At 38.3% G+C, this 16,898-nt stretch carries 15 protein-coding genes; 8 read left to right on the forward strand and 7 right to left on the reverse strand.

The window, feature by feature from the left end; all coding sequences use genetic code 11:
* Positions 1 to 72 precede the first annotated feature (72 nt).
* Positions 73 to 1,839 (reverse strand): ABC transporter ATP-binding protein, encoded by a 1,767-nt coding sequence (locus ACG72T_RS09560; RefSeq protein ID WP_395265977.1) that lies wholly within the window; start codon positions 1,837 to 1,839, stop codon positions 73 to 75.
* A gap of 23 nt (positions 1,840 to 1,862) precedes the next feature.
* The gene (locus ACG72T_RS09565) at positions 1,863 to 2,555 is read right to left on the reverse strand and encodes a MarR family winged helix-turn-helix transcriptional regulator (protein ID WP_395265978.1); all 693 of its coding nucleotides are present in this window, start codon (positions 2,553 to 2,555) and stop codon (positions 1,863 to 1,865) included.
* Positions 2,556 to 2,751: 196 nt separating this feature from the next.
* Here ACG72T_RS09565 and ACG72T_RS09570 point away from each other — a divergent pair, with 196 nt between their 5' ends.
* The 3 genes from ACG72T_RS09570 (at position 2,752) to ACG72T_RS09580 (ending at position 7,147) form a co-directional block, all read left to right on the forward strand.
* Positions 2,752 to 4,278 (forward strand): YfcC family protein, encoded by a 1,527-nt coding sequence (locus ACG72T_RS09570; RefSeq protein ID WP_395265979.1) that lies wholly within the window; start codon positions 2,752 to 2,754, stop codon positions 4,276 to 4,278.
* A 93-nt stretch (positions 4,279 to 4,371) separates the two neighbouring features.
* Positions 4,372 to 5,757 (forward strand): class II fumarate hydratase, encoded by a 1,386-nt coding sequence (locus ACG72T_RS09575; RefSeq protein WP_395265980.1) that lies wholly within the window; start codon positions 4,372 to 4,374, stop codon positions 5,755 to 5,757.
* Position 5,758: 1 nt separating this feature from the next.
* Positions 5,759 to 7,147, forward strand: coding sequence for a flavocytochrome c (locus ACG72T_RS09580; RefSeq protein ID WP_395265981.1), 1,389 nt, complete (start codon positions 5,759 to 5,761; stop codon positions 7,145 to 7,147).
* Positions 7,148 to 7,216: 69 nt separating this feature from the next.
* Here the strand turns inward: ACG72T_RS09580 and ACG72T_RS09585 are convergent, their stop codons facing one another.
* The 4 genes from ACG72T_RS09585 to ACG72T_RS09600 all read right to left on the reverse strand — a co-directional run bounded on the left by ACG72T_RS09585 (position 7,217) and on the right by ACG72T_RS09600 (position 11,026).
* Positions 7,217 to 7,750, reverse strand: coding sequence for an HAD family hydrolase (locus ACG72T_RS09585; RefSeq protein WP_395265983.1), 534 nt, complete (start codon positions 7,748 to 7,750; stop codon positions 7,217 to 7,219).
* A 105-nt stretch (positions 7,751 to 7,855) separates the two neighbouring features.
* A complete protein-coding gene (locus ACG72T_RS09590; RefSeq protein WP_395266022.1) occupies positions 7,856 to 8,611 on the reverse strand; it encodes a DeoR/GlpR family DNA-binding transcription regulator in 756 nt (251 codons plus the stop codon).
* Between the two features lie 171 nt (positions 8,612 to 8,782).
* Positions 8,783 to 10,210: a PTS transporter subunit EIIC gene (locus ACG72T_RS09595; RefSeq protein ID WP_395265984.1), complete on the reverse strand. Its 1,428-nt coding sequence runs from the start codon at positions 10,208 to 10,210 to the stop codon at positions 8,783 to 8,785.
* A 12-nt stretch (positions 10,211 to 10,222) separates the two neighbouring features.
* A complete protein-coding gene (locus ACG72T_RS09600) occupies positions 10,223 to 11,026 on the reverse strand; it encodes an alpha/beta hydrolase (protein WP_395265985.1) in 804 nt (267 codons plus the stop codon).
* A gap of 144 nt (positions 11,027 to 11,170) precedes the next feature.
* Here ACG72T_RS09600 and ACG72T_RS09605 point away from each other — a divergent pair, with 144 nt between their 5' ends.
* Positions 11,171 to 12,019: an AraC family transcriptional regulator gene (locus ACG72T_RS09605; RefSeq protein ID WP_395265986.1), complete on the forward strand. Its 849-nt coding sequence runs from the start codon at positions 11,171 to 11,173 to the stop codon at positions 12,017 to 12,019.
* Positions 12,020 to 12,384: 365 nt separating this feature from the next.
* Here ACG72T_RS09605 and ACG72T_RS09610 read toward each other — a convergent pair whose 3' ends face one another.
* On the reverse strand, positions 12,385 to 13,260 hold the full coding sequence (locus ACG72T_RS09610) for an aldo/keto reductase (RefSeq protein ID WP_395265987.1): 876 nt from the start codon (positions 13,258 to 13,260) through the stop codon (positions 12,385 to 12,387).
* A 175-nt stretch (positions 13,261 to 13,435) separates the two neighbouring features.
* On the opposite strand from ACG72T_RS09610, the gene ACG72T_RS09615 reads away from it, so the two are divergent.
* Genes ACG72T_RS09615 through ACG72T_RS09630 form a run of 4 tightly spaced genes read left to right on the forward strand, consistent with a single transcriptional unit; the run spans position 13,436 to position 16,886 of the window.
* Positions 13,436 to 14,479 carry a phosphate/phosphite/phosphonate ABC transporter substrate-binding protein gene (locus ACG72T_RS09615; RefSeq protein ID WP_395265988.1) on the forward strand — a complete coding sequence of 348 codons (1,044 nt, stop codon included), beginning with the start codon at positions 13,436 to 13,438 and terminating at the stop codon, positions 14,477 to 14,479.
* Between the two features lie 9 nt (positions 14,480 to 14,488).
* Entirely contained in the window at positions 14,489 to 15,244 is a 756-nt protein-coding gene (phnC, locus tag ACG72T_RS09620; protein ID WP_395265989.1) for a phosphonate ABC transporter ATP-binding protein, read from the forward strand.
* A gap of 2 nt (positions 15,245 to 15,246) precedes the next feature.
* The gene (locus ACG72T_RS09625) at positions 15,247 to 16,038 is read left to right on the forward strand and encodes a phosphate/phosphonate ABC transporter permease (protein WP_395265990.1); all 792 of its coding nucleotides are present in this window, start codon (positions 15,247 to 15,249) and stop codon (positions 16,036 to 16,038) included.
* Positions 16,035 to 16,886, forward strand: a complete 852-nt coding sequence (locus tag ACG72T_RS09630; protein WP_395265991.1) for a PhnE/PtxC family ABC transporter permease — start codon at positions 16,035 to 16,037, stop codon at positions 16,884 to 16,886. Before ACG72T_RS09625 ends, ACG72T_RS09630 begins: the two co-directional genes overlap by 4 nt.
* Positions 16,887 to 16,898: the final 12 nt, after the last annotated feature.

Here is a 16,898-nt window from a genome sequence, read left to right on the forward strand (position 1 = left end):
AGATTGTCAATTCTTTATATAAAAAAAATCATATAACTTCGATTAAAGGTTGAAGTTATATGATTTCTGAAATTAATTGACAATTTGTTCTTTTACATATTCTGCGTATAAAGCATGTGTTGACAGAAGTTCTTTATGCGTACCATGACCACTGATCTGGCCTTGCTCAACGAAATAAATTTGGTCAGCATCGACAATTGTTGACAAACGGTGGGCAATCACTAAAGTAGTACGACCAACCATCAATTGGTTCAAAGCTCGTTGAACTTTTTCCTCGGATTCAGAGTCAAGACTAGCGGTTGCTTCATCTAACATTAGAATCTTAGGGTCGCGGAGGAAGGCTCGAGCAATTGCGATTCGTTGTTTTTGACCACCAGATAATTTAACCCCTCGTTCGCCAATTTGAGTATCGAGTTGATCAGGAAACTTCTTGACGAACTCTTCGGCATAGGCTAATTTTAGACCTTGCCAGAGATCTTCATCGGTTAAATGCTTGTTCAAACCGTATTGCAGATTATCACGAATACTGCCAGCAAAAACAGCACTATCTTGAGAAACATAACCGATCTGAGCTCGCCAATTAGCTAGGTCAATTTGGTTGATATTCTGTTTGTCAATCATAATAGAACCTGAATTAGGCTGATAGAATCGCTCAAGCAGGGCAAAAATAGTAGATTTTCCACCACCAGATGGTCCCGCAAAAGCAATTACAGTATTAGGTTTGGCTTCAAAAGAAATATCTTTTAGGATTGGTTCATCTGCTTGATAACTAAAGTTTACATGTGAAGCAGTTATGGTCTTACCTTCAACCGTAATCTTTTGTAAATCAGAACTAGGTTCTGGTTTAGCTTGGAGAATTTCTTGAATCCTTTCCGTTGAACCCATAGCCTTTTGAACTTGAGAGAAAAACGTTGCAAAGCTGGCTACTGGAGTGATGATGTTGAATAAATATAGTAGGAAAGCAACAAGTGAACCACTGGAAAGAGTACCTTGTTGAATTCTGACAGCACCATAACCTAAGATACCGACGAAGATTCCCAACATGGCAGTTGTCATGATTGGTTGTAAAACAGCTTCCACACGGGCGTCTTTAATACCGACTTGGAAAATCCGGTTGATTAAATTGCCACCAGTTGTTTTTTCAAAAGTTTCCCCGTTACTGGATTTGATCAGACGAATCTCGGATAACTTTTCGCTCGCATCTGCATTGAAATCAGCAGTGGCAGCTTGTAATTTACGACCCAGACGTGACATTATGCGGCCAATTGGTAGCAAAATCAAAACGAAAACAGGGATGATTGCAAACATCAACGAGGCCATTTTCCAATCCATAAAGAAGAGAATGATCATTGAACCAACTAATTGAATCGCTCCAGTAACAAAGTTAGGAAATTGTGAAGTGATTAGATCTTTAATAACACTCGTATCGTTAACTAACCGTGAACTGGTTTCACCAGATTTGTGATCATCAAAATATCCAACTGGTAATTTTAGGAGATGTTCCCAGAGCTTTTCCCGAAGCGTTTTAACTGATCCTTCACCAACATATCGTAAGATATAACCACCAATCGTTCCAAAGCCTAGCTGGATCAAAAAGGCTAAGACTAAGATAATTAACATATGGCTGTTGATTTTCGATAGGTCACTCGAGTCAACTAAACTTTTAGTCAATTGGGGGACTATCAAACTGGCACCACTTGTTATTAGACTCAAGAGCATTCCAATAAGGAAAAGTCCCTTTTTAGGATTCACGCTGTTGATTAAATGCATGAAATCCCGAAATTTAAATTGAGTTCTAGACCTGGAAATATCTGGTCTAATTGTTGCTTCATTACGCATCGATTTATCCTCATTTAGTAAAATTAAAATTCATCATGTCGCCAAAAATCGCGTCTAAAGTTGGGATGACGACGGTTATCAAAGCCATGCCCTGATTCGTGATCGAGAAAATCTCGATGTGGTCGGCAAGGATTTTCAAATGGCATCTGGTGCATTCGTTCACGCATTTCATGACGCATTTGTTCAAACTCATCAGGGGTCAAGTCACCATGCATTTGCATCATTTTGTCACGCATATTGAGCATCGCTTTAAATTTATCGGTCGGGTCAACGAATTTCGAAGAATTCTGCTTGAAATCGTCGTCCCAGCCGTCGGAAATTTTTTGGAGATAGTCACTGAACTGAACTTTTTCCTGATCATTTAAGCCGTTAAAGAAATCTTCGCTGTAATCATCGTTCTTGAAAGCAGCGTATTCGTCAGCTTTTTTTTGCCCAGCGGCGGTTAAATGAACATGTTTAGTTCGCTTGTCATTTTCGTCTTCCGTCCGAGTGATATCGCCGTTATTTTCCAATTTTTTCAGAAGTTCAGCGACTGAACTTGGACGTAAGTCTAAAACTTCGGCTAAGTAGTTTTGAGTTAGACCATCTTCTAACTTCAAAATGGCGAGAACTCGTTGTTGACCAGTAAGTTTTTGTTTCTTTTGACTCATAAAGAAGTTGCCAGCTTCACTGACAAAATGTAATTGTTTCATTAAATCATCTGTGATTTTACTCATAATTAATATTCCTCATTTCTATGATTGTTAATATATTTCGGTACCGAACTTAATTGCAAAGAGAATTATAGTTCGGTACCGAAACATTTGTCAACCAGTTTATTTATATTTTTAATCAAGAGTTACTGTAAGCCTTTACAAATCCCTGCTATAATGGTTTTGTGAAGAAAATCATCAAAGGGGATGAATAATAATTATGGCGGAGAAAAAGAAAAAACGAGGTTTTCCCTCGGCTTATACGGTTATCGTTATCGTTTTAATTTTAGTTCAAGCTTTAACTTTCTTTATCCCATCTGGGAAATATAGTACTTTGGAATATAATTCTGATAGTAATAAATTTGTGATCACCGAGTCTTCTGGCAAAACTTATAAGAAGCCAGCTACTCAAAAAACTTTGGATGATTATAAGATCAAAATCAAAGTAAGTAAATTTAAGGACGGAACTATTTATCGTCCCGCAGCTATTCCGAATACCTATCACCAAATTAAAAAGCCTAAGCGTGGGGTTTTAGGAACTATCAATCAATTTTTAACTTCACAAGTACAAGGTATTGTTGATAGTGTTGATATTATTGTCTTTATTCTGATATTAGGTGGTGTCATTGGAGTTGTGAATGCCACTGGTGCGATGGATTCAGGAATGAAACGGTTATCCGAGAAGTTGAAAGGTAAACAGAAATGGTTGATCGTCATTGTTACTTCACTGATTGCCTTAGGTGGGACCACCTTTGGGTTAGCTGAAGAGACGATTGCCTTTTATCCGATTCTGATACCAATCTTCTTACTGGCCGGGTATGATACTTTGACGGCAGTAGCGGCGGTATACTTGGGAACAGCGATTGGTTCAATGAGTTCAACCATTAATCCGTTCTCAACCGTTATTGCCTCAAATGCGGCCGGTATCAACTTTACCGACGGGTTACCTTTACGTGCTTTAATGTGGCTTTGTGCTGTCGGTTTGTCGATTTTCTATACGATTCATTATGCAGAAAAGGTTCGTAAAGATCCAAACCAATCTTTAGTCGCTGATCAAGCAGAAGAAGATAAGGAACGTTTCTTAGGTGACATGGATCTAACTTCTAAGAGCGAATTCACAATCCGGCAAAAACTATCATTGTTAGTCTTTGCGGCTGGTTTCGTAGTCATGATCTACGGCGTGCAACAATTAGGCTGGTACTTTACAGAAATTGCGGTGGTCTTCTTAGCTGTAGCTTATATCTTGATTTTTACGGCTGGATTGAAGGAAGCTAAGTTCGTCGACAGTTTCGTTTCGGGAGCTGGAGATTTACTGGGCGTTGCCTTGACAGTTGGTTTAGCTAGATCTGTTGGTATCGTGATGGAAAATAGTTTCGTCAGCGATACGATCATGCATTTCTTCAGTAATCAAATCAGCGGTATGAACAATATTCTCTTCATTTGGGTCTTGTTCTTTGTTTATATTATTTTAGGATTCTTTATTCAATCATCATCCGGTTTGGCTGTTCTTTCCATGCCAATCATGGCACCATTAGCTGATGTCGTGGGTATCAACCGGGCAATGATCATTGATGCTTATAACTGGGGACAAGGTTTGATTGGATTAATTGCACCTACGGGATTGATCCTAGTTTCCTTGGCAATGGTTAAAGTTGGTTTTGATAAATGGATCAAGTTTGTTATGAAATTACTAATCATGATCGTTATTTTAATCATGGCTTTCTTAGCCATTGGTGTGCTTGTATAAATAAATCGTTGCTGCAATGGCAACGATTTTTATTTTGTCTCAGCTTTTGAGTCAGCTATAATTGAAACAACTACTTAGTCTTGGAGGAAGAAAATGTCTGATTATAGAATTGAAGAAGATACCTTAGGAGCTGTTAAAATCCCTAAAACTGCTCTCTGGGGTGCTCAAACAGAACGAAGCCGGAATAACTTTTCCACAGGTTCTAAGATGCCATTAGAAATCATCAAAGCCTTATTACAAATCAAAAAGGCAGCGGCTATTGCCAATAAGGATGCTCAAGCAATAGTTTCTCAAAAGGCTGATTTAATCGTTAAGGCGATTGACCATTTACTGAGTTTAGATGATGAACAGTTACGTCAAGATTTTCCATTAGTTGTCTATCAGACAGGTTCAGGTACGCAGACTAATATGAACGTCAATGAAGTCGTTAGTCATGTAGCTCAATTGATCGACTCCAAAATTGAAATTTTACCCAATGACGATGTGAATCACGGACAAAGTTCGAATGATATTTTTCCTACAGCCATGAATATCACAGCAGCAATGGCAGTTGAAGAGTTGGAAAAATCGCTGCAACATTTGATCGATGTTTTAAAACAAAAGCAGGCCCAATATTGGCAAGTGGTCAAAATCGGCCGGACACATTTACAAGACGCAACACCATTAACTTTTGGTCAAGAAATCAGTGGCTGGGTCAGTGCTTTGGAACACGATTTAAATTATTTGCAAGATTTGAATAAGACCTTGAGCGAGTTAGCAATTGGTGGGACAGCAGTAGGAACAGGCTTGAACGCTGCTCCCGGTTTTGCCGAAAAAATCGCTCAATCGATGAGTCAAATTTATCAACATGACTTTACTGCTCAGACAAACAAGTTCTTCGGTTTAGCAGCTCATTCAGGTTTAAACGTGGTTCACGGAGCTATCAAAACGCTTGCCAGTGACTTGTTGAAAATTGCTAATGACGTGCGCTTTTTGGCTAGTGGTCCACGCTCTGGTTACGGAGAGATAAATATTCCTGCTAACGAACCAGGATCATCGATTATGCCCGGTAAGGTAAATCCCACACAAGCTGAAGCAATTACGATGGCAGCTGTTCGGGTGATGGGAAACGATGTAACGATCGATATTGCTGCCAGTCAAGGTAACTTTGAAATGAACGTCTATAAACCAGTAATCATCTACACCTTTTTGGAATCGACGCAATTGCTGACTGGGACGATCAAAGGTTTCACCGATAAAATGATCAGTGGTTTAACAGTAAATCAAGAACGAATGACTGAATTAGTTGACCAATCATTGATGACAGTTACAGCCTTGTCGCCGCATATTGGTTACCATGAAAGTGCCGAAATTGCGCAATCAGCTCTACGTGAAGGAACAACTTTGAAAGTAGCTGCCTTAAAGTCAGGCTTAGTTACTGAAGAACAGTTTGATAAATGGGTCGTACCGCTCGATATGACAAACATTGAGGAGAAGTAGCATGGCAGAAAAATTTGTTTTTAAACCAACCGATTTAACTGAACTAAGAGATCATTACGATGTGATTATTATTGGCTCCGGCGGTGCGGGATTAACGAGTGCCATTCAAGCTCATGAATTAGGGTTAACACCAGTCATTTTAGAGAAGATGGATAAGATTGGTGGCAATACTACCAGAGCTTCCTCAGGAATGAATGCGGCGGAAACTTCGGTTCAATTGGAACATAAAATCGTTGATAGTTTTGAAGACTTTTATAATGAGACATACCTTGGTGGTGGCAAACTCAATAATCCAGAATTATTAAGATTTTTTACCGAACATGGAGCCATTGCTATTGATTGGTTAGCTCAACACGGTATTGAGTTAGATGACTTAACCATTACTGGCGGTATGAAAACGATGCGGACACATCGTCCAAGTTCGATGGCTCCAATTGGTGGATATTTGGTGACTGAGCTGTTGAAATGGGTTCAAAAGGATCAAATCCCACTCTTCGATCAGATCAAGGTGACTGATTTATTGATGGAAGACGGTCGAATTAGTGGTGTTCAAGCTGAAACAGATCGAAAACTTGAGATCAAAGCTGAGGCAGTAATTTTAGCCACTGGTGGTTTTGGAGCTGGTAAAGATCTATTAGCCCAATATCGTTCTGACTTGTTGAATTTACGAACTACAAATCAACCAGGCGCTACTGGTGATGGGCTGAAATTGGCTCAAAGAATTGGTGCAAAGTTGGTGGACATGGACCAAGTTCAAGTTCATCCGACAGTTCAACAAGACACGCCACATGCTTATTTAATTGGTGAAGCTGTCCGTGGTGAAGGGGCCATTTTGGTGGACGATAGTGGTCAAAGATTCGTCAATGAACTCGATACTAGAAAAAAGGTTACCAAAGCAATTGATGATTTAGGTGGCATGGGAGCCTATTTGATTTTTGATCAAGCTATTCGTGAGCGGGTCAAAGCGATTGATTTCTATGATCATGTTGGTTTAGTTAAAACAGCCCCAAGTGTTGAAAAATTAGCTACTGAATTAAACGTTGACAGTTTGAAGTTACAACAGACCATCAATACGTGGAATCAAGCTGTTAAAGAGCAAGCAGATCGCGTTTTTAAGCGGACTACGGGGATGGAAAGAGACATTTCCCAAGCTCCGTTTTATGCGATTCACATTGCTCCAGCTGTTCATTACACGATGGGTGGAGTAGCAATCAATCATCAGACTCAAGTTCTTAATGAAAATAATCAGGCTATCAAAGGATTATTTGCGGCTGGCGAAGTTGCTGGTGGTCTTCACGGCAATAATCGTATCGGCAGAAATTCAATCGCTGAGACAGTTGTTTTTGGTCGTCAGGCTGGACAACAAGTTTTTAAGTATTTACAAAATTAGATATAACTAAAAGGCCCTCCGATTCTAGAGATGAATCGAAGGGCCTTTTGAATGTCAATATTCATGTTGTTAGAACAATTTTACTAAGTCATCCGGTACTTGTAAGAGATAGTCAGCTTTAGCAAACTCAGGATTATCTTTGGCTCCCCAACCAGCTAAGGCAAATTCAACATTCGCATTTTTGGCACATTGAAAGTCATAGATCGAGTCACCAATGTAGAGCGTTTCAGCAGGATCGATTTTTAAAGTCTCAATTGCTTTGAAAATTGGGTCGGGATTGGGTTTATGTAATTTCGTCTTAGAAGCTGTAATGAAGGTGGCAAAGTATTTCTTCAAGTCGAAGTTATTTAAGACTATCTGCATTTCTTGATCAGTTCTGGAAGTGACGATTCCTAGCTGAATCCCGTAGTCAGTCAGTTTTTGTAACATTTCGCTGATACCGTCAAAAAGTTGAGAGTAATGAAACATGGCATGATCATTTTTCTCCCACAGTTCGAGCAGTTCTTGACCTTGTTCAGAGTTTTGGGCATATCTTTCTACAGCCTTGGTACCAGGAATTCCTAAAACATAAAATAAATCTTCAGCAGCCGGTTCAATGTTCAAAGTGTCCTTCAAAGTCTTCTGCTAAGATTTGATAATGGTCTTTTCGGTATCAACTAAAGTGCCGTCAACATCGAATAAAATTGTTTGACTCATAAGTTTTCCTCCTCAAAGATAGATCATTTGGGTTTTAGATTTTAACAAACGGTTTTCTAATTTTTGTGGCAATTTATCATTAGTAATGATGTAGTCGATTTGATCCAAATTTAGTACTTTGAAATTATGTTTGACGTTAACCTTGCTACTGTCTAGCAAGAGAACCAACTTCTTTGCTCGCTGTCTGAGCTTATTTTTGTAATCAATATCATCTTCATAAGCATAGTAGATACCATCTTGATCGATACCGACACTACTTAAAAAGGCAAAATCAAACGTATAATTCTCTAGATCAAGACAAGGGCGGGTTCCAACTACGCAGCGTTTTTCAGCATCTAGGTTGCCACCCAGAATACGTGTCTTGCCAGGAGTATGGCGAATTAATTGATCGGCAATATCTAGTGAATTGGTGACGGAAAATAGATTAGGATTTGTTAAAAATTGCGGCATGAATTCAACGGTAGTTGAAACATCCAGATAAATTTGAGTCGCTTGGTTCGCAAAATTAGCCGCCCGTTTAGCTAGCTCACGTTTAGCATTGATATAATCGTCGCTGCGCTCAAGGTAGCTATCGAGTTTTTTAAAAGTGTTGGGCAAACTGATACCGCCATAATTTCGTTCAACTAGATTATTATTAGTCAACTTGACAATGTCTCGTCGGGCCGTATCACGTGAGGCTCCAGTCAGGTCGATGATCTCTTTTAGAGTCAAAGTCTGGCTTTTTTGGAGTTGTTTTAAAATTAAGTCGAGCCGTTCTTTTTGCATAATTTCACCACTTTTTTAAGCTAATATAAGTCTTGTACTAATAATAGCTTAAAATAGCTTATAATTCAATGACGATTTTTTTAGATTTGTTAGATAAAAAAATATGACTGTTCACTTTTTGAACAGTCATATCAGTCAAATATAGGGAGTTATATCATAAAAGAAAGTATCTTTCTAAGCTTCTTGATCTGAGGGAACCATTTTATCACTGTAACCGAAGAGATAAGTCAGTACAAAGGCTACTAAAAAGGCAACCAAGTGGGAGATGATATAAGCAGTAAAGTTACTGTCGATACCACCTTTAGGATTGATGAATGAAGGGAAGCCAATCAAGCTGCCAGTAAATCCGTAAATAACTAAGTGCATGGCACCACCGACAGCGCCACCGATAGCATTACCGATCATCACCATGTAGAAAACACGCTTGTACTTCAAAAGGATTCCGTAAAGTGAAGGTTCTGAGATTCCGCATAGAGCTGAGACTCCAGCAGAGTAACCAAGAGCTTCAAACTTCTTTTTTCTAGTCTTGATTGCAACAGCAAAGACACCACCGGCAATTCCGACTGCAGTAATTGAAGTCAATGCACAGATAACACTTTGTCCGTTTACCGCTAAATCGTTGATAACAATTGGAATCAAAGGCCAATGTAGTCCAAAGACTACTAAGATTGGATAGAAGGCTCCATAGATTGCTCCACCGATAATACCGTTAAATGATAGTAATGCTGAGATACCATCAGCTAATCCTTTACTTAAAACAGTAATGATTGGAGCAACAACTAGGAGTAAGGCGAAGGATAGGATAATAATTTCAATAATAGGAACGAAAATGCCTTGAATCATTTCAGGGATAACTTTCTTGACGTATCTTTCAACGTATTTACCTAACCATGCGGCGACAATGATTGGAAAGACTGAACCGGAGTAGTTCATGATCTTAACAGCAAAGCCACTCCAAATGCCAATTTCAGGTACTTTACTTGCAGCCACACCAATTATATTGGGATGAATTAGAAAGGCACCTACGACTGCCAGGGCGATGGGATCTGAACCCAATTTTTTGGCAGCGGTGAAACCAAGGATGACTGGTAAGAAGTAGAAAATCGTATCCGCCATGGTATTGATTAAAACGAAAATACCCGCTTTCTCACTCAAGACACCAGCACTGACTAGTCCGGCCAGGATACCTTTGGTGATACCGGAACCAGCTAAAACACCGATGATGGGCATCATTGAAGCTGTCAGTACACCAATGAATTCGTCGTATCCATGCTTGAATTTTGCTCCAAGAGTTGCGGGAGCTTCTGAAACAGTTTCAGCCACTGTTTCTGTTTCACCAGCGTCTTCAGTTGCTAAACGAGGCAGCTGGCTTAAAATTGCGTTGAAAACGTCAGTGACTTTATTACCAATAACAATTTGGTATTGACCTTGAGCTTTCATAACTTTGATGGCAATATCCATTTTTTCAATTTCAGAAGTATTAGCTTTACTCTCATCTTTCAAAGTAAAGCGGAGTCGGGTCATACAGTGGATCAAAGTGTTGATATTACTATCGCCACCAACATTAGCAATGATTGTTTTTGCATCTTGTGAATAGTCCATGTTAATCCCTCCTTAAGATAATCTTTCTTCGGGAAGATAGTTGATTGGTAGCCATTTCAGAACATCTTCAAGCTTTTGGTCCCAGTAATACCAATCGTGTTTTCCGTCAGTAAAGTTAGCGTCAATTTTAATCTTCAAATTTTCAAATTCATCGATCAAGTGGAGATTGTCTTGATAAAGGAAATCTTGTTTGCCACACCATGCGAAAAATTTTGGCATCGTTTCATGGCGTTCTAGTTTTTGAGAAGCTAAGTATATGAGATTGTCAGGGGAATTAGCGAAATCATCTCGACGGCTGATAACGTTATTCCAATAATTGCTCGGACGAAAACTTTCCAGAATCTTGTTGTTGCCACTAGGGTCAAAAGCTCCTGAAAGTGAGGCAACATAACCAAAGTTATTGGTCGATAAGGCGATTTTATAAGCACCGTAGCCACCCATTGATGCTCCCATTAAAAAGTTCTTTTCCGGCTTAACTGAGAGTTGTGGGAAAAACTCGTGAATTAGTTTAGGGATTTCTATTGCAACTTCATTGTAGTAGTCCATACCGTAAGCCGTGTTTGCATACCAGCTTAAATCGGCATTGGGGAGGACAACTGCTAAAGGGGTACTTTTTAATAAGCGTTCCAGACGAGTTTTTCTTAACCAAGAGGTGTTGTCATCACTCATGCCATGGAGTAAATATAGTACTGGAATATCTTTCAATAGTTCTTCGTCCCAGTCTGGATTGTCAGCAGTTCGTTGTGGCAGAAGTAAGTCCATTTGACAATCTTTTAATAAAGCATTAGAAAAATAATTGATTTTGAAATGTGCCATTTTTTGCTCCTCCTAAAAATCAGGGAATGTTTGAAATATGATAGATTTAATTGACACCCATATTGTATCCGCTTACAATAAAATGAGTAAGATGATTTTTGACCAGTTAACTTCCAATTTTTGTCCTAAAGGAGGATGAATATTATGCTAACTCCCATGGAAATATTAAATTTTGATTATGTTAATCCAATCAAATGTATTTATCACCGGCCTGTCGGAAAGAAGTATGTTGTTCCTCATTGGCACGAAGCAATTGAAATTAGTTACATTGAACAAGGAAACCCGGGAACGATGTTTATTGAAGATAAAAATTATCAGTTGGAACAAGGGGATGTTTATGTAATCAATTCTCGATTGATCCATGGGTTCGATACGGTAATTACGCCACAGCAACGAATCGTGACATTATTAGTTAATTATGATTGGCTACGCCACTGCATGCCCAAGACTTTGAAAAATAAGAGTTTCGGTTTGATCAAGAAACCAGAAAAAGCTAGTCAGATGCCAGCTTTTAGGGAATTGATCACTTTGATCGAAAGTATTAAGGAATTTTCTAGCGACAATCAATCGGAAGATGATCGGTTGCACCAACTTTCGATGGCAGTTGAACTGATCAGTATTTTGGTTAAAGATTTTACAACTGAAAAGATTGAGAATCGTGAGATACCAAATGTGATCTCTGAGATAATTGCTGAATTCCATCAGAAGTATCAAAATGAAATTCAGCTGTCACAAATGGCCCAGGAGTACAACTACAGCTATGCCTATTTTTCCAAGATGTTTAAAAGATATTTGGGGATGTCACCTAAGAAATATCTGACTTTGCTGCGCATTCAAAAGGCCACCGATTCGATCACTCAGACTGACGAAAGATTTTCACAAATTGCGGTCAAAACGGGTTTTCCAGACGAAAAGAGCTTTTATGCGGCTTTTAAGGAACGTTACCATCAGACGCCATTAGAATATCGCAAGAAAACTCAAGCAATTTCTTAGTAGATATAGATTTCTAATACAAAATAATCATATTTCAGTAGTCTAACTTTTGTGTTGCACTTCATTACGGTTAGTTATTTATTATGGTTCTATACTTTCTGGTATTGATGAATAATCAATGCCAGTTTTTTTGTCTCTAGAAAATGAAAAAAGAACAACACCGCTATGGATACGTCTATTTCAACGTTACGTCGTAATTTAAATTACGTGAGAAATGGTTGCACAACATCTTATTCCAATGGTCCCCTTAAAAGAACCATCGGAAAGATAAAAAAGGCACCCTGCGAGAGGATGCCTTTCATACAAAAACTATTCATCAATACGATTTGACAAAGAGTAAAAACCATTTCAGTTTTTCAATATTATTATTTGTTGTGATTTTGATTGGTATATGTCGTGGATTCTTCTAGAAACTCTTCATCGTCAGGATCAGCTCCGACACGTTTGTCAGCATCTAATCCAGCAATTTGATTCATTTCTTCAGGTGTTAGGTCGAAATGATAATCGAAGAGATCAATGTTTTCTTTGATCCGATTTTCGTGTGTGGACTTAGGGATGATAATTTCACCACGTTGAATATGCCACTTCAAAATGACTTGTGCAGGTGACTTTTGATATTTATCAGCAATTGTTTTGATTACAGGATCATCGACTACTTTGTTGATACCGCCACCTAGTGGACTCCAAGATTCGTGAGCAATATTTTTTTCAGCTAAATACTCGTGAAGATCTTTTTCTTGTAAGTAAGGGTGGGTCTCAATTTGATCAACCATTGGGGCAATCGTAGCAGTTTTCATCAATTGTTCAATGTGATGAGCTTTAAAGTTTGAAACGCCAATGGCCCGAATTTTACCGGCTTTGTAAAGATCTTCCATTGCCCGCCAATTTTCTTCAAATCCAGCAGCAGGCCAGTGGATCAAATATAGGTCCAAATAGTCTAAACCTAATTTTTCCAAGGAACTATTGAATTGTTTAATTGTTTCATCATAGCCACGAACGTTGTTCCAAACTTTGGTAGTAATGAATAAATATTTACGATCAATTCCAGAAGCTTTGATAGCCTGTCCAACGGCTGATTCATTGTCGTAGAAACTGGCAGTGTCGATATGACGATACCCAGCTTCAATAGCCCATTTGACGCTGTCGAGTACTTCTTGATCATTCATTCTAAAGACGCCTAAACCGACTTGAGGAATCATTACGCCGTTTGCTAATTCGATGTATGGAATATTTGTTGCCATAAATTTTACCTCCTACTTAAATTCAATTTTATTATAGCCTAGTTAAATGTATAAAAAATGTATAAATACTGTAAAAGTTAAAATTTCATTTTTTACAGAAAATTTATTGTTCCTTTACATTGCTTTGTTAATCTAAGGTTGTTCAAAAAATTATATAGAAAGTTGGGAATTATTTATGAAAAAAGGGCGATTATTAACCGCTTTTCTAGGGGTGTTTTTGCTACTTATGGGAGTATTAGCTGGTTGCTCATCTAAGAGTTCAGCTTCTGAAAAGAACGGCAGTGCAGATAATAAAGAAATTACTATGGTCTTTTATCCAAATGAATCAGCCAAGAACTTCACGGCTTCACGTAAAGCTTTACAAGAAGAGCTTCACAAAGCAACTGGTAAGAAGATCAATATTCAAACTACAACTGATTATAATGTGGCCATTGAAGCCATTGCATCAGGTAAAGCACAACTTGCTTTCATGGGTGCTGATGGATATATTCAAGCTCATGCCCAAAACAGCAAGGTTGAACCACTATTATTACAATCAGGTCCTACCGGTACAACTAAAGGTGCTAGTTATCGTTCATATCTAATGGTTCCAAAAGAAAAAGCCGATCAATACAAGAAAGACGGCAAGTACAACATTGACAAGATCAAGGGTGAAAAAGCTTCATTCGTTTCAACAAGTTCAACTTCAGGATTTGCGGTTCCAACTGATGAAATTCAAAAGCATTTCAATTTGAAAAACAAGGACGAATTATCTGAGGGTGGTAAGTTCTTCACAAAAGTTCTTTACGGAAGTACTCACCCAGGTTCAGCTATTAACTTATTGAAGGGTGACGTTGATGTCGCAGCATTTGATGATATTGATTTGACACCATTCCTTAAAGTTACTGAGGGTAGCTATGACAAACCAGGTTCAGTCTTTACTGTTAAGGACGACGCTGACGCACCATTTGCAGAATTCAAGGGTAAGCAATTAGTTGATATTTCAGTATTACCTGTTCAAAACGGACCTTTTGTTGTTAATACCAAAGCACTAAGTGCCAAGGACAAAGATGCAATTACAAAACGTTTCACAACTGAAGAATTTACTAAGAACAAGGCTCTATTCTCTGATGGTAAAGGTAAGACACCTACATTATGGCAAAAGAAGAGTGACAAGATGATTCTTCTAAAAGTTGATGATGCATGGTACAAACCAACACATGAACTTGTCGGTAAATAAGAGGTAACTATGTTAGAAGTTAAGAATTTACAAAAAAGCTATGAAAAAGATAAACCAGCATTAACTGATATTTCTTTTGATATTAAACCAGGGACGTTTGTGGCAATTATTGGTCCCTCAGGTGCTGGTAAAACAACTATTTTACGAAGTCTTAATCAATTGATCAAAGATGATGATGGTCAAATTCTTCTGGACGGTAATGATTTGCGATTAGCCAATAAATCGCAATTAAGAAAATATCGTCGTCAAATTGGAATGATTTTTCAAAATTACAATTTAGTTGAACGTTTGACAGTTATTGAGAATGTTCTACACGGACGTCTAGGTTATAAATCAACCTTAGCTGGTGTCTTTGGTAGATATACCCAAGAAGAAAAACAAGAAGCTATGTCTTTACTTAAAAAGGTTGGCTTGGAAAGTTTTGCTTTAAAGAGATGTTCCGAATTGAGTGGTGGTCAAAAGCAACGAGTGGGGATTGCCCGTTCTTTGATTCAACATCCCAAAGTCATTCTCTGTGACGAACCTATTGCCTCATTAGATCCTGCTTCAGCACAAAATGTTATGCAACTGTTAAAGGACTTGACTGATGAATACCAATTGATTTGTATTGCTAACCTTCATCAAATCAACATGGCTAAGCAATTTGCAGATCAAATTATCGGTATTCGTAAGGGACATTTGGTTTTCGATGAAGACGCTGATTTATTATCAGAAGATATTTTGAAGACACTGTATGATCAAGATATTACGAAGGAGCTTGAATAAAAATGCAATCTCCGACAAAATTTTTAGCACACAAAGGTTGGTATCAGACAGGAATTATCGCTCTTATTGGCGGTATTTATATCTTTGGTAGTTGGGTATTAGATTTCAATAATGTGAATGGACTTTTGGCTATCCCAAAGGCTTTCGCATGGTTAGGAGTCAATTTCAGACCAACACCAGAATCCATGCAGTATCTTCCTAGAATTTGGCAAAAGCTGATTCAGACCGTGTTGCTAGCAATATCATCAACTGTTGTTGCAGCGTTTATTTCAATTTTTATAGCTTTGTTGGGTTCTAAAGTTACTGGTATTAATGGCTTTGTTCAAACGATAGTTAGAGGAATTGCCTCTTTCTTTAGAAACATTCCGTTAGTTGCATGGTCAATGATCCTACTATTTTCTTTCAAGCAAAGTGATTTTACAGGTTTCTTGGCATTGCTATTAATGTCAATTGGTTACTTGATTCGTGCTTTCATGGAAATCATTGAAGACGAAGCAAGTGAAACCATGTTGGCACTAAAGGCAACTGGTGCAAGTTACTTTCAAGTGATTTTTCAAGCTGTTTTACCACAGATATTACCTAGTATTTTAAGTTGGATTCTCTATATGATTGAGAATAACGTTCGAGATGCTACTTTAGTTGGTATCTTGACCGGTACAGGGATTGGATTTATTTTCGATGTTTATTATAAGAGTTTTCGCTTCGCAGCTGCGGGAATGACCGTCTTAGCCATTATTGTTGTTGTAATTTTACTTGAGACAATTTCAAATCAGATTAGGAGGGTGATCTTGTGATTAATAGTGAAGAACGCGTCATTAGTAAACCAAAGACACCAAGATCTCCACAAATCAAATTACATGAGCAAAGTTTATCAAGAACAATAATATTGGTGGTTTTTCTCAGCTTAGTCTTGATTACTGGGTATACGCTGACACACCTAGATACTGCTGGTGTAAAAGTAGATGTCGCTTTTCGAGAGTTGGCTACTACGTTGAATCAAATGTTTTTACAACCTAATGCAGGAACTGACGGAATAGTTCTCTTAGTTCAAGCATTGGCTAGTAGTGTAATGTTGTCTATTTTAACGACAATTATTGGAGCAGTTTTTGGTTTCTTATTCGCCGTTATGGCCTCTAAGAATTTAACCAATGCGTATTTAGGTGCTGGTATCAGAGTGGTAATGGCCATCATCCGAGCAATTCCAACGATTATCTGGGCGCTGATTTTCTCAATTGTTTGTGGATTGGGAACCACCGCCGCAGTTCTTGGATTAAGTTTTCACAGTATTGCCTACTTAACAAAGGCATATTCAGAGAGTATTGAGGGAATCGATCAGTCTACGATCGAGTCATTGAAAGTTACAGGTGCAAAATTTTGGGTAATTGTTTTCCAAGCAATTTGGCCAACAATTGTCGCTTCATTTGTTTCGTGGACTTTCATTAGATTGGAAATTAACTTTGCCAACGCTATCGCTGTTGGAGCAGCCGCAGGTGCTGGTGGAATTGGTTATCAATTATTTGTTGCCAGTGGTATGAGTTTTGATTTCCATGAGACTGGATTCATCGTTTATCTGGTCATCTTAGTGGCATTTATTTTGGAGTTTATCGCGGTCAAAATAAGACAATTTTATTTGAACCGTTAAGTTAGGGAGAGA

It is taken from the genome of Companilactobacillus sp. FL22-1 (assembly GCF_043951805.1).
Classification (GTDB): domain Bacteria; phylum Bacillota; class Bacilli; order Lactobacillales; family Lactobacillaceae; genus Companilactobacillus.

Coding starts and splice junctions, on each gene's coding strand:
- ACG72T_RS09560 (WP_395265977.1), bottom strand. CDS start 1,839: ATGCGTAATGAAGCAACAATTAGACCAGATATTTCCAGGTCTAGAACT.
- ACG72T_RS09565 (WP_395265978.1), bottom strand. CDS start 2,555: ATGAGTAAAATCACAGATGATTTAATGAAACAATTACATTTTGTCAGT.
- ACG72T_RS09570 (WP_395265979.1), top strand. CDS start 2,752: ATGGCGGAGAAAAAGAAAAAACGAGGTTTTCCCTCGGCTTATACGGTT.
- ACG72T_RS09575 (WP_395265980.1), top strand. CDS start 4,372: ATGTCTGATTATAGAATTGAAGAAGATACCTTAGGAGCTGTTAAAATC.
- ACG72T_RS09580 (WP_395265981.1), top strand. CDS start 5,759: ATGGCAGAAAAATTTGTTTTTAAACCAACCGATTTAACTGAACTAAGA.
- ACG72T_RS09595 (WP_395265984.1), bottom strand. CDS start 10,210: ATGGACTATTCACAAGATGCAAAAACAATCATTGCTAATGTTGGTGGC.
- ACG72T_RS09600 (WP_395265985.1), bottom strand. CDS start 11,026: ATGGCACATTTCAAAATCAATTATTTTTCTAATGCTTTATTAAAAGAT.
- ACG72T_RS09605 (WP_395265986.1), top strand. CDS start 11,171: ATGCTAACTCCCATGGAAATATTAAATTTTGATTATGTTAATCCAATC.
- ACG72T_RS09610 (WP_395265987.1), bottom strand. CDS start 13,260: ATGGCAACAAATATTCCATACATCGAATTAGCAAACGGCGTAATGATT.
- ACG72T_RS09615 (WP_395265988.1), top strand. CDS start 13,436: ATGAAAAAAGGGCGATTATTAACCGCTTTTCTAGGGGTGTTTTTGCTA.
- phnC (WP_395265989.1), top strand. CDS start 14,489: ATGTTAGAAGTTAAGAATTTACAAAAAAGCTATGAAAAAGATAAACCA.
- ACG72T_RS09625 (WP_395265990.1), top strand. CDS start 15,247: ATGCAATCTCCGACAAAATTTTTAGCACACAAAGGTTGGTATCAGACA.